The sequence below is a fragment of the Rhizobium sp. P43 genome, assembly GCF_056730705.1.
The window spans coordinates 66,955-80,107 of the sequence record NZ_CM161539.1 but is presented as its reverse complement, the minus strand read 5'-3'; the positions used below and the strand labels follow the sequence as shown (position 1 = coordinate 80,107).

12 protein-coding genes are annotated in these 13,153 nt (G+C 62.9%); 5 read left to right on the top strand and 7 right to left on the bottom strand.

Annotated elements, in window-relative coordinates; genetic code table 11:
• Positions 1-20 precede the first annotated feature (20 nt).
• The 7 genes from AC1PUL_RS00380 to AC1PUL_RS00350 all read right to left on the bottom strand — a co-directional run bounded on the left by AC1PUL_RS00380 (position 21) and on the right by AC1PUL_RS00350 (position 6,917).
• Positions 21-926 carry a class II glutamine amidotransferase gene (locus AC1PUL_RS00380; RefSeq protein WP_480466082.1) on the bottom strand — a complete coding sequence of 302 codons (906 nt, stop codon included), beginning with the start codon at positions 924-926 and terminating at the stop codon, positions 21-23.
• An 89-nt stretch (positions 927-1,015) separates the two neighbouring features.
• Complete coding sequence (locus AC1PUL_RS00375) at positions 1,016-1,675, bottom strand: helix-turn-helix domain-containing protein (protein WP_480466081.1); 660 nt, start codon at positions 1,673-1,675, stop codon at positions 1,016-1,018.
• A 31-nt stretch (positions 1,676-1,706) separates the two neighbouring features.
• On the bottom strand, positions 1,707-2,678 hold the full coding sequence (locus AC1PUL_RS00370) for a GlxA family transcriptional regulator (protein WP_480466080.1): 972 nt from the start codon (positions 2,676-2,678) through the stop codon (positions 1,707-1,709).
• 171 nt (positions 2,679-2,849) lie between these two features.
• Positions 2,850-3,737, bottom strand: a complete 888-nt coding sequence (gene mmsB / locus AC1PUL_RS00365; protein WP_480466079.1) for a 3-hydroxyisobutyrate dehydrogenase — start codon at positions 3,735-3,737, stop codon at positions 2,850-2,852.
• A gap of 63 nt (positions 3,738-3,800) precedes the next feature.
• Positions 3,801-4,928, bottom strand: coding sequence for an acyl-CoA dehydrogenase family protein (locus tag AC1PUL_RS00360; RefSeq protein WP_480466078.1), 1,128 nt, complete (start codon positions 4,926-4,928; stop codon positions 3,801-3,803).
• Between the two features lie 13 nt (positions 4,929-4,941).
• A complete protein-coding gene (locus AC1PUL_RS00355) occupies positions 4,942-6,129 on the bottom strand; it encodes an acetyl-CoA C-acyltransferase (RefSeq protein ID WP_480466077.1) in 1,188 nt (395 codons plus the stop codon).
• 20 nt (positions 6,130-6,149) lie between these two features.
• Positions 6,150-6,917, bottom strand: coding sequence for a 3-hydroxyacyl-CoA dehydrogenase (locus AC1PUL_RS00350; protein WP_480466076.1), 768 nt, complete (start codon positions 6,915-6,917; stop codon positions 6,150-6,152).
• Positions 6,918-7,058: 141 nt separating this feature from the next.
• On the opposite strand from AC1PUL_RS00350, the gene AC1PUL_RS00345 reads away from it, so the two are divergent.
• The 5 genes from AC1PUL_RS00345 (at position 7,059) to lpdA (ending at position 13,137) form a co-directional block, all read left to right on the top strand.
• Positions 7,059-8,060: an AraC family transcriptional regulator gene (locus AC1PUL_RS00345; RefSeq protein WP_480466075.1), complete on the top strand. Its 1,002-nt coding sequence runs from the start codon at positions 7,059-7,061 to the stop codon at positions 8,058-8,060.
• A gap of 159 nt (positions 8,061-8,219) precedes the next feature.
• Positions 8,220-9,452, top strand: coding sequence for a thiamine pyrophosphate-dependent enzyme (locus tag AC1PUL_RS00340; protein WP_480466074.1), 1,233 nt, complete (start codon positions 8,220-8,222; stop codon positions 9,450-9,452).
• Between the two features lies 1 nt (position 9,453).
• Entirely contained in the window at positions 9,454-10,467 is a 1,014-nt protein-coding gene (locus tag AC1PUL_RS00335) for an alpha-ketoacid dehydrogenase subunit beta (protein WP_480466073.1), read from the top strand.
• A 3-nt stretch (positions 10,468-10,470) separates the two neighbouring features.
• Positions 10,471-11,739 carry a dihydrolipoamide acetyltransferase family protein gene (locus AC1PUL_RS00330; protein ID WP_480466072.1) on the top strand — a complete coding sequence of 423 codons (1,269 nt, stop codon included), beginning with the start codon at positions 10,471-10,473 and terminating at the stop codon, positions 11,737-11,739.
• A 3-nt stretch (positions 11,740-11,742) separates the two neighbouring features.
• Entirely contained in the window at positions 11,743-13,137 is a 1,395-nt protein-coding gene (lpdA, locus tag AC1PUL_RS00325) for a dihydrolipoyl dehydrogenase (RefSeq protein ID WP_480466071.1), read from the top strand.
• Positions 13,138-13,153 lie beyond the last annotated feature (16 nt).

The window sequence follows — 13,153 nt, the reverse complement described above, 5'->3', positions numbered from 1 at the left end:
CGTATCGTGAGGGCCGGACGTCAGGCGGCTTTTTCGTGATCCCAGAAGTAGACGGTTGCCGGTTCCGGCTCCCAGACGCGAGCGGTCTCGATGCCTGGGAGGTTGACCAGCGCGCGGTACTCGGAACCAAAGGCGACATACTGGTCGGTCTCGGCCATGACGGCGGGCTTGCAGGCGATCGGATCGCGAACGACGCCGAAGCCGGACTTGGTGCCGACGACGAAGGTGAAGAAGCCGTCGAGATCATCGAGCGCGCCGGTCAGCGCCTGACCAAGATCCTTGCCCTTGGCCATCTCGGCGGTCAGATAGGCAGCGGCCACTTCACTGTCGTTCTGGGTTTCGAAGCTCATGCCCTCGCGCACCAGCTCGCGGCGCAGATTGTTGTGGTTGGACAGCGAGCCATTGTGCACGAGGCACTGGTCCGCACCCGTCGAGAATGGGTGCGCGCCGAGCGTGGTGACCGCGCTTTCGGTAGCCATGCGAGTGTGGCCGATGCCATGCGTGCCGCCCATAGAACGCACGTCGAAGCGCGAGACGACATCCTTCGGCAGGCCGATTTCCTTGAAGATCTCAACGCTTTCGCCCGACCCCATGATGCGAACATGCGGGCGTATCTCTGCCAGGATCGCCCTGACATCGCCCAATCTGGAGGTTGCGATTTCGACCACAGCATGGGTGCTTTTGATCGTAACAATGGCGTCGAGACCGGCTTTCGCCAGATCTACATCAAGGCCCGCAAAATCGGTCGCCGGGTCGGCTGACTGGATTGTAACCTTGGCCTTACCGGCAGCCGCACCGCCATAGATCGCGATGCCGGCCGAATCCGGCCCGCGATCGGTCATGGTGATCAACATATCCGACAGCAGATCCCCAAGCCGGGGTTCCAGGCGCTTGTCCTTGAGGAATAAGCCAACAATGCCGCACATGGCCGAGGTCTCCAGTTTTGCTGGAGACAGAGCTAACAGGCGCAGCGGCAAAAATCAATTTCAGGGAATAAATTTTTCTCCGAGAGCAACTATCGTTGTTGTGGGTAGGAGATGATGGAGAGATAGCGTGCCGGCAGCTTGACCAGTTCCTCCGGCCCATGTGGCGCATCCGCGTCGAAGAACAGACTGTCGCCGGCTTCCATCCGGTAGAGGCTGTCGCCGTGGCGATAAACGACCTCGCCTTCCAGCATGTAGAGGAACTCCATGCCCTCGTGCTGGAAGGTTGGGAAGACATCCGAGGAGGCATTCAGCGTGATCAGATATGGCTCGACGGTCACGCCCGACGTGTTGTTTTCGATATGGCCGAGCAGACTGTAATGATGCCCGGCACGGGTTCCGCGACGCTCGAGATTGACCCCCTCGCCCGCCTTGACGAAGCTTGCACTGCGCGGCTCCTCGAAGCCCCGGAAGAAGGCGGTGATCGGCACGCCGAGCGCCTTGGAGAGCGCTTGCAGGGTGGTCAGCGACGGCGAGATATTGCCGTTTTCGATCTTCGAGAGCATGCCGACGGACATGCCGGTGGCCGCTGCCATGTCTGCGACAGTGATGCCAAGCTTTTTGCGATAGGTCCTCACCTCATGGCCGATCGCCATTTCCAGGTTGTTGGCACGCGGCTCACGCACGGCATGGGGATCCTGGACCAGCACCGGCTTGGCAGGGTTCGCCAGTTCTTTCCCGCGTTTTGCCATGGTTTCGCGTCCTCCTCGTCTCGTCACGTCTCTAGCGTGCTCGTTTGCTTGCTCTAGCGGATTTTGGCGTCACGCCAAACTGCTCTTTGAACGCGCGGGAAAAATGCGATGCGCTCGAAAATCCCGTGGCGAAGGCAAGTTCAGAGAGCGAGAGCGGGCTTTGCTCCAGCAGTCGCCGGGCATGATCGAGCCGGATCTTGCGATAACAGAGAAGGAAACTGACCCCGAGATGCTCTGCAAACAATCGATCGAGATGGCGGGGGCTCACACCTGCAAGACGCGCCATGCTCAGCCGATCAAGCGGCTGTTCGATCGACGTCTCCATCTTCTCGAGCACAGTGATCAGGGCCGGATGATGGGTTCCATAGCGTTCGCTCGACGAGCCCCGCTGCGGCGCGGTCGGCTCGGCAACAGCCGTATGCAGATACCAGTCGCTGACGCGACGGGCGAAAGCCGACCCCATGCGGCTGCCGATCACGGCATGCATCAGGTCGAGCGGAGCCACCCCGCCACCGCAGGTCACCCGGTCGCCATCGATAACGTATCGTGCCTGGCGCGGGGAAAGCTGCGGAAAGGCTTCCCGCAGAGCCGGAGCATGCTCCCAGTGGATGGTGAAGTCGCGGCCATCCAGCAAACCGGCAGCGGCCAGAATGAAGGAGCCGCTGGAAATACCGCCGATGCGCACCCCCTGCCGGGCCAGCCGGCGCAGCAGCGGCAAGAGGGCAGAGGTTTCCGCCCAGTCCTCCGGATTGCCACCGGCAACCACGAACACGCTATGGCACGAGACACCCTCACGGGCGAGATCGTCACACGGAACGGCAAATCCGGAAGACGATTGCACAGGCAGACCACCTGCCGACAGCGACCTGACCTCGTAAAGCGGCGTCTGCGCGATCAGATTGGCAGCTCTCAGCGGTTCCGTCGCCGAGGCAAAGGACATCAACGCGAAATTCGGCATCAGCACGAAACCATAGCGTTGGGTCGTGGGGGCGGAGACAATCATGTCTCCGATCTAAACGAAAATGGCCTGATTATGCAATTTGGCTCCGCAGCGGGCAGGAGCGCGAAGAACCAAACCGAACCGCCACAACATGGCCTTGGCTCTGATAGGACCCCTTCGGCAACAGCAGCTGTATCGACCGTACTGGTATCAGAACCATCGCCAGGCAGGATTTCAGGCGGACTGGTCGCGAAGATAGTTGATCAGTGACGAAAAGTCTTCGTTCCCGCGCCCCAGCTTTTCGAACAGATCGTAAAGCTCGGTGGCCTGGGCGCCGAGCGCCGTCACCGTGCCGGTTGATTTTGCCGCGTCCTGAGAAAGCCGCATGTCCTTGAGCATCAAGGCTGCGGCGAAACCCGGCTTGTAGTCCCTGTTTGCCGGCGATGTCGGAACGGGTCCGGCCACCGGGCAGTTCGTGCTGATCGCCCAGCATTGGCCCGATGATGTCGAGGCCACGTCAAACAGGGCCTGATGCGACAGCCCGAGCTTCTCGCCAAGCACGAAGGCTTCGCAGACACCGGCCATGGTGATGCCGAGGATCATGTTGTTGCAGATCTTGGCCGCCTGGCCGGCACCGGCCGAACCGCACTGGACGACCCTTCGTCCCATGGCTTCCAGCATAGGGCGGCCCCGGTCCAAAGCATCCGCCTCCCCGCCGACCATGAAGGTCAGGGTGCCAGCACTTGCCCCGGCCGTTCCACCGGAGACCGGCGCGTCGAGCGACAGGCAGCCGGCTCCATCGGCAAGCGCATGGCATTTTCGGGCGCTGTCCACGTCGATCGTCGAGCAGTCGATCATCAGTGTCCCCTGATCGACGACCGCGACGAGTTCGCTCCAGACCGACAGGACATGATGACCGGCAGGCAGCATGGTGATGACGATCGTAGCGCCTATCAGGGTTTCTGCCGCCGTATCGCAGAGCGTGATGCCGCTTTCTCTCGCGGCCACCTTCGCCGCTTCCGAAAGATCAAACCCGCGCACCGGATATCCCGCCTTGACGAGATTGGCAGCCATCGGCCCACCCATATTGCCAAGACCAATGAAGGCTATCGTCTCGAACATGCCGTTTCATCCTTTCGCTGAGATCGAGCCTGACCGGGAGGTTACCCTTGCCGGTCACTCGTCCTAGAGGTTCCGCGCAATCACCATCCGCTGCACGTCACTGGTACCCTCATAGATCTGGCAGATGCGGGCATCCCGGTAGATCCGCTCAACCGGATAATCCCGCATATAGCCGTAGCCACCATGGATCTGGATCGCATCCGAGCAGACCCGCTCGACCATCTCGGACGCGAAGAGCTTCGCCATCGAGGCTTGTGAAATGCAGGGAATGCCCGCCTCCCGCAGCGAGGCCGCATGCCAGACGAGCTGTCTTGCTGCCTCGATCTGCGTCGCCATATCGGCGAGACGGAAGGCAACCGCCTGATGCTCGGCAATTGCCTTACCGAAAGCCTTTCGCTCGCCGGCATAATCCCGCGCCGCCTCGAAGGCCGCCTGCGCCATGCCGACCGCCTGTGCGGCGATGCCAATGCGCCCTCCCTCCAGATTGGAAAGCGCGATGCGGTAGCCTTGCCCTTCCTCACCAAGCCTGTTCTCGACGGGAATTTTCATCCCGTTGAAGGCAATCTGGCAGGTGTCAGATGCGTTGAGACCAAGCTTCTCCTCGACACGCAGGACCTCGTAGCCCGGTGTATCCGTCGGCACGATGAAGGCCGTGATCCCATTCTTGCCCGCACCGGGATCGGTCACGGCAAACACGATGATGACATGGCCGTTCTTGCCCGAGGTGATGAACTGCTTGGCACCGTCGATGACGTAATGGTCACCCTCGCGCCGTGCCCGGGTTTTGAGGTTGGAGGCGTCCGATCCGGCCTGCGGCTCCGTCAGGGCGAAGCCGCCGATCCATTCGCCCGAGGCCAGTTTCGGCAGGAAGCGCTGCTGCTGCTCTTCCGTCCCGAACTTCAGGATCGGCACGCACCCCACCGAGCTGTGGACGCTCATGATCGTCGAGCAGGCGCCATCGCCGGCGGCAATTTCTTCGACCGCGATCGCATAGGCCAGCATACCGGTGTCCGAGCCGCCATAGGCTTCCGGCACCAGCATGCCAAGCAGCCCGAGCTCACCCATTTCGGTCAGTTCCTCGCGGGGAAAGCGGTGCTGGCGGTCGCGCTCGGCAGCACCTGGGGCAAGGCGCTCGCGGGCGAAGCTGCGGGTCATGTTCAATATCTGCTGTTGAAGCTCCGAAAGGATCATGGGTCTCCTCCAATCACGCCCGCTCGATGGCAATCGCCGTGGCTTCGCCACCACCGATGCAGAGAGCCGCCATGCCGCGTTTCAGATCGTAGCGTTCGAGTGCGGCGATCAGCGTCACCAGGATCCGCGCGCCCGAGGCACCGATCGGATGACCGAGCGCACAGGCACCGCCGTGTACGTTGACCTTGTCATGCGGCAGATCGAGATCGCGCATCGCAGCCATGGCGACGACGGCAAAGGCTTCGTTGATTTCGAACAGGTCGACCTCTGATAGCCGCAGGCCAATGCGATCGGAAAGCTTCTGCAGGGCACCGATCGGCGCGGTGGCAAAGAGGCTAGGCGCCTGCGAATGGGTGGCATGCCCGAGGATCGTGGCGAGCGGTGCAAGCCCCCGACGCTCGGCTTGCGAGCGCCGCATCAGAACCAGCGCTGCGGCACCATCGGAGATCGAGCTGGAATTGGCAGCCGTCACCGTACCGCCGTCTCGGAAGGCGGGCTTCAGCGTCGGGATCTTCTCCGGCTTTGCCTTTCCCGGCTGCTCGTCGCGGCTGATCACCTGTTCCGCCTTGCCGGTTTTGGCGACCACCGGCACGACTTCGCGCTCGAAGCTGCCATCGGCGATAGCCTTTGTTGCCCGCGTCAGCGAGGCGACGGCATAGGCATCCTGTGCCTCGCGCGTAAACTGGTAGGCCTCGGCGCAATCTTCCGCGAAGGTGCCCATCAGCCGGCCTTTGTCATAGGCATCCTCAAGCCCGTCGAGAAACATGTGATCGAGCACACGCCCATGACCGAGCCGATAGCCGGCGCGGGCACGATCCAGCAGATAGGGCGCATTCGTCATGCTCTCCATGCCGCCTGCCACGGCGACGGAGGCGCTTCCGGCAACCAGCAAGTCATGGGCGAGCATGGCCGCCTTCATGCCCGAGCCGCACATCTTGTTGACGGTCGTAGCACCGGCCGAGAATGGCAGGCCTGCCGCGATTGCCGCCTGCCGTGCCGGCGCCTGGCCCTGGCCAGCCGGCAGAACACAGCCGAACAGGATCTCTTCGACGGCCTCGGCTGGAAGCCCGCTGCGGTCGAGCGCCGCCCGGATGGCGGCGGCGCCCAGGGCAGCTGCGGTCATCTCTTTAAGCTCGCCCTGAAAGCTCCCGATCGGGGTTCGGGCAGAACCGACGATGACAATTGGATCCTGAACTCGCATCTCTCCTCCTGAAGCAGCAATCAGCGCGCGCCCATGCGGATGGCTCCATCGAGGCGGATGACCTCCCCGTTGAGCATCGTGTTTTCAAGGATGTGGCGGACAAGGGATGCGAATTCGGCCGGCCTGCCGAGGCGGGGCGGAAAGGGCACGCTGGACGCCAGACCTTCGCGCACCTGCTCCGGCATCCCGGCCATCATCGGAGTCTGGAACACACCGGGCGCAATCGCCATGACGCGAATCCCGAACCGTGCGAGTTCACGGGCGATCGGCAGGGTCATGGCGGCGATCCCACCTTTGGACGCAGCATAGGCCGCCTGACCTATCTGGCCGTCAAAGGCGGCCACGGAGGCGGTATTGACGATGACGCCACGTTCACCCTCGGCATCGGGTTCGTTTCTCTGGATCGCGGCGGCGGCGAGCCGGATCATGTTGAAGGTGCCGACAAGGTTGATCCCGACCGTCCGTTCGAAACTCTCCAGCCCATGCGGCCCCTCGCGACCGACCACCTTCTCCGCAGGCGCAACACCCGCGCAATTGATCAATCCCCGCACAGGGCCAAAGACTTTTGTCGCAGCCTCGATTGCCGCGGCGCCATCCTCAGCACGGGTGACGTCCGTTTCAAGAAACGCAACGTTTTCGCCAAGCTCCCGCGCAAGCGATGGGCCTCGATCGCGATCACGATCAGCAATCAACACACACCCGCCGGCCTCGGCGATCATGCGCACCGTCGCAGCGCCAAGCCCGGAGCAACCGCCGGTCACGATGAAACAGCCATTCTCGATGCGCATCGACCCTCCTCCCCTTCAGCCCTCGCCTGAAGCTGCCGATGGCATCAACACTACTGCGTTTCACAGTTGCAACCGATGACGAAACTGATCCATTCTTGAGGCCACTTTTGCAACTGATGCGCTTGAGGTCGAACGAGGACCATGGCTGAGACCGAACGACACATGATCTCGACGGGTTTCGTCGAGGAGGCACTCGACAGCCTGAGACGCGCCGGCAGGCCGACTGAACCGCTCCTCTCCCGGATCGGCCTTCCGCCGGTCGTCGACCAGCCGGTTTCGACCCAGACCTTTGGGCGCCTGTGGCTTGCAATTGCCGAGGAGCTGAATGACGAGTGTTTCGGTCTCGGCGAAAGGCCGATGCCACGTGGTAGTTTCACGCTTCTCTGCCATTGCGTGCTCCACGCGCCAACACTTGAGCGGGCCTTGCGACGAGCCTTGCGTTTCCTCAATGTTGTGCTGGGCGAGCCGACAGGTCGGCTTGAGGTGCGCGACGGCACGGCAGTGATCGAGCTTTGCGAAACCGGAAAACCCCGCTCCGCCTTCGCCTATCGCAGCTACTGGATCATCCTGCATGGATTGACCTGCTGGCTTGTGGGCAGACGCATTCCGATCCGCCTCGTGGATTTTCGCTGCAGCGAACCGAAGCTCAGCGCCGAGCACCGGCTGTTCTTCGGCGCTCCCATTCGTTTTTCGCAACCGGTAAGCCGCCTCGGCTTTGATGCCTCCATGCTGGCCTTGCCGATCGCGCGCAACGAGCAGGCCTTGCGGCAATTCCTTCGGGGAGCGCCCGCCAATATCCTGATCCGCTATCGCTATGACGCCGGCACGGCTGCCGCCGTCAGGCGTCGATTGAACCAGAAGGGACCTGCAGACTGGGGCAGCTTCGCAGATCTGGCCCGCGATATGCGCATGTCATCTTCGACGCTGCGCCACCGCCTGCATGACGAAGGACAAAGCTATGCCGGCATCAAGGACGACATCCGCCGTGACCTGGCCCGGGACATGCTGATGAACACGCAGGATACGATTAGCGATATTGCCGCCCGCCTGGGGTATTCGGAGCCGAGCGCCTTCTATCGGGCCTTCAAGAAATGGATGGGTGTGAGCCCCGAGGCTTTCCGCAAGAGTTCCAGATCTCTTTAGACGGCAAAAGCCGGCATCGGCTGTCCCAGAACACATATGGCAAAACTGGCCAAAGAATTGGACGCAGTTTTGTCATGGCTTGCCACTCGCAAGACGCTTACCATTCGCCTCGATTGATCTGCTCCTGGGGAGAGGAGCGGGTTTCACGGGAGGAGACTGATGGTGCAACCAGCGCATCTGAGCCTGCATGTCCCCGAACCTGCCGTTCGGCCGGGCGGCCAGCCCGATTTTTCCAACGTCAAGATTGCCAAGGCCGGATCAGTGCCGAGGCCTCCGGTCGATGCAGCCGCCGAGGATATCCGGGACCTCGCCTATTCGATCATTCGCGTTCTGAACCGCGACGGTGAGGCCGTCGGCCCCTGGGCTGGCCTGCTGACGGACGACGAACTGCGAACCGGCCTGCGCCACATGATGACGCTCAGGGCCTTCGACGCCCGGATGCTGATGGCACAACGGCAGGGCAAGACCTCCTTCTACATGCAGCATCTCGGCGAGGAAGCCGTCAGCTGCGCCTTTCGCAAGGCGCTCAAAAAGGGCGACATGAACTTCCCGACCTATCGGCAGGCCGGGCTTCTGATCGCCGATGACTATCCGATGGTCGAGATGATGAACCAGATCTTCTCGAACGAGGCCGATCCTCTGCGCGGACGGCAATTGCCGATCATGTATTCCTCTAGGGAACATGGCTTCTTCACCATTTCCGGTAATCTCGCCACCCAGTATGTCCAGGCTGTGGGCTGGGCCATGGCATCGGCGATCAAGAACGACAGCCGCATTGCCGCCGCGTGGATCGGTGACGGTTCGACAGCCGAGTCGGATTTTCACTCGGCTCTGGTTTTCGCCTCGACCTATCGCGCACCCGTCGTCCTCAATGTCGTCAACAATCAGTGGGCGATCTCCACCTTTCAGGGCATTGCCCGGGGCGGCTCGGGCACCTTTGCCGCCCGTGGTCTGGGCTTTGGCATCCCGGCGCTCAGGGTCGATGGAAACGACTATCTCGCCGTCTATGCGGTCGCCTGCTGGGCCGCAGAGCGAGCACGACGCAATCTCGGGCCGACGCTGGTCGAATATGTGACCTACCGTGTCGGCGCGCATTCGACATCCGACGATCCCAGCGCATACCGCCCGAAAACGGAATCGGAAGCCTGGCCTCTCGGCGATCCGGTTCTGCGCCTGAAGAAACACCTGATCAACAGAGGCGCCTGGTCGGAAGAACGGCATGTCCAGGCCGAAGCCGAAATCATGGACGAGGTGATCACCGCCCAGCGCAAGGCCGAGGAAAACGGCACGCTGCATGCCGGCGGAAAACCTTCTGTGCGGGACATCTTCGAGGGCGTCTATGCCGAAATGCCACCGCACCTGCGCCGCCAGCGCCAGCAGGCAGGATACTGATATGGCCAGAATGACGATGATCGAAGCGGTGCGCAGCGCCATGGACGTGTCCATGGAGCGCGACGACGACGTGGTCGTGTTTGGCGAGGACGTCGGTTATTTCGGCGGCGTGTTCCGCTGCACACAAGGGCTGCAGACAAAATATGGAAAGACCCGCTGCTTCGACACGCCGATCAACGAATCCGGCATCGTGGGCGCCGCGATCGGCATGGCGGCCTACGGCCTGAAGCCCTGCGTCGAAATCCAGTTCGCCGACTACATGTATCCCGCCTATGACCAGCTGACCCAGGAGGCGGCCCGCATCCGCTATCGGTCGAATGGTGACTTCACCTGCCCGATCGTGGTGCGCATGCCAACCGGCGGCGGCATTTTCGGCGGGCAGACCCACAGCCAGAGCCCGGAAGCCCTGTTCACCCATGTCTGCGGTCTCAAAGTGGTTGTCCCGTCCAATCCCTATGATGCCAAGGGACTGCTGACTGCGGCGATCGCTGATCCGGATCCGGTCATCTTTCTGGAGCCCAAGCGCCTCTATAACGGCCCCTTCGACGGCCATCACGACCGGCCGGTGACGCCCTGGTCCCGCCATGACCTGGGCGAGGTGCCGGAAGGCTATTACATCATCCCGATCGGCAAGGCGGATATCCGCCGCGAAGGTTCCGCCGTGACCGTGATCACCTACGGCACGATGGTGCATGTGGCGCTGGCCGCGGCTGAGGAGACCGGCATCGACGCCGAAGTGATCGATCTCAGAAGCCTGATGCCGCTGGATGTCGATGCCATCGTCAAATCCGTCGCCAAGACCGGTCGCTGCGTCGTGGTGCATGAGGCGACACTGACCTCCGGTTTCGGCGGCGAGATCGTGGCTCTGGTGCAGGAGCATTGCTTCTACCATCTGGAAGCGCCCGTCATGCGCGTCGCCGGTTGGGACACGCCCTATCCGCATGCCCAGGAATGGGACTATTTCCCAGGACCTGCTCGGGTCGGCCGCGCTCTCATCGACGTCATGGAGGCCTGAGCCATGGGCGAGTTCACGATCAAGATGCCCGATGTCGGCGAAGGCGTGGCAGAGGCCGAGCTTGTCGAATGGATGGTGAAGATCGGCGATCATGTGCGCGAAGACATGATGGTCGCCGCTGTCATGACCGACAAGGCGACAGTGGAAATTCCAACGCCCGTCAGCGGCACCGTCCTCTGGCTTGGCGGCGACGTGGGAGACACGATCGCGGTCAAGGCGCCCCTGATCCGGATTGCGACGGATGGTGCAGGCGAGGAGCCGGCGGCACCGGAGACGTTAGACATCCCGACGCCTCCACCGCAGGAGATCACGACAGCCGAACCGCCGCGCATGCCGGCCAAGTCTGTCCAACCGGCAGCACCAACCGCACCTCCAGCACGCCAGCCCTCGCCCGAATTCGACAAGCCGCTCGCCGCACCCTCGGTCCGCCTGCTGGCGCGCGAGAATGGCATCGACCTGCGCCTGTTGCGGGGAACCGGACCGGCCGGACGCATCCTGCGCGAGGATGTCGAGCACTATCTCGCCCGGGGTGCCGATCCAGCCCCTGCGGTCTCCGGCCTCGCCAAGAAAACCTCCCGCGAGGAGATCAAGCTGACCGGCCTTCGGCGCCGGATCGCCGAGAAAATGGTCGTCTCCACCTCGCGCATTCCCCACATCACCTATGTGGAGGAAGTGGACGTCACGGCGCTTGAAGAACTGCGCGCCAAAATGAATGCCGAACGCCGGCCCGACCAGCCCAAGCTCACGATCCTGCCCTTCCTGATGCGCGCCATGGTCAAGGCGGTCGTCGAGCAACCGGATGTCAACGCGACCTTCGACGACGACGCCGGCATGCTCACCCGTTTCGGCGCGGTGCATATTGGCATCGCCACCCAGACAGCAGCGGGTCTGGCGGTGCCAGTGGTCAAACACGCCGAGGCACGCGGCATCTGGGATTGCGCGACCGAAATGAACCGGCTCGCCGAAGCCACCCGCGCCGGCACGGCGACACGAGACGAACTCACCGGCTCGACCATCACCATCACCTCGCTCGGCGCGCTGGGTGGCATCGTCTCGACCCCCGTGATCAACCACCCGGAAGTCGCCATCGTCGGCGTCAACAAGATTGCCGTCCGACCGATCTGGGATGGCACGCAGTTTGTGCCGCGCAAGATGATGAACCTGTCCTCCAGCTTCGATCACCGCATCGTCGATGGCTGGAACGCCGCCACCTTCGTCCAGCGCCTGCGGGTGCTGATGGAGACGCCGGCGCTGATCTTTATCGAAGGCTGAGCCATGAAAGAGATTTCCTGCAAACTTCTCATCATCGGTGCTGGCCCCGGCGGCTATGTCTGCGCCATCAAGGCGGGACAGCTCGGCATCGATACCGTCATCGTGGAACAGGGCCGTCCTGGCGGCACCTGCCTGACGATCGGCTGCATCCCGTCCAAGGCGCTCATTCATGCGGCAGAGACCTTCGACAAGGCCCGTGCGCTGTCCTCCGGCGAGAACGCTCTTGGCATTCGCGTCGAGGGCGCCTCGATCGATCTGTCCAAAACCATGGCCTGGAAGGACGCCATCGTCGGCCGCCTGACCGGCGGCGTCTCCGGCCTCCTGCAGAAGGCGCGGGTGAAGATCGTTCACGGCCACGCGCACTTCCGCGACGGCAAGACGGTGGAGGTTGAGACAGAGACCGGCCTGCAGGTCATCCGGACGGAGACCGTGGTCATCGCCACGGGTTCCGATCCCGTGGAGCTTCCGGCCCTACCTTTCGGCGGCAAGGTCATTTCCTCCACCGAGGCCCTGTCCCTGACGGAGCTGCCCAAGCGCCTAGTTGTTGTCGGCGGCGGCTATATCGGGCTCGAACTCGGTACCGCCTTCGCCAGAATGGGGTCCGAGGTCACCGTGGTCGAGGCGACATCGCAGATCCTGCCGCTCTACGACGCCGATCTGGTCAAACCGGTTCTGCGCAGGTTGAGCGAACGCGGCATCAAGGTGCTGACGGATGCGCGAGCCGTTGGGCTTTCCGAAACGGGCGAGGCGCTGGTCGTCGAGACCGCCCAAGGACGGCGCGAACTGCCGGCAGATCGCATTCTGGTGGCCGTCGGTCGCCGGCCGCGCACCACGGGTTCTGGCCTCGAAGAACTCGATCTCGACCGGATCGGCTCGTTCCTGCAGGTCGATGACCGCTGCCACACATCCATGCGCGGGGTCTACGCGATCGGCGACGTGACCGGCGAACCGATGCTGGCGCATCGGGCCATGGCGCAGGGCGAAATGGTTGCGGAGATCGTCGCCGGGCGCAAGCGCGCCTGGGACAAGCGTTGCATCCCGGCCATCTGCTTCACCGATCCGGAAATCGTCAGCGCCGGTCTACTGCCGGAGGAAGCCCGTGGCCACGGCTTCGATGTCAAGATCGGCCAGTTCCCCTTCACCGCCAACGGACGGGCGATGACGGTGGAGGATGAACATGGGTTCGTGCGTGTCGTGGCGCGGGCGGATACGCATGCCGTGCTCGGCCTGCAGGCGGTCGGTGCGGGTGTCTCGGAATTTGCCTCGACCTTCGCCATCGCCATCGAAATGGGTGCGCGGCTGGAGGATATCGCTGCGACCATTCATGCGCATCCCACACGCGGCGAAGCCTTGCAGGAGGCAGCGCTCAAGGCGCTGGGCCACGCACTGCATATCTGACCGGCCTTCCGGTTCG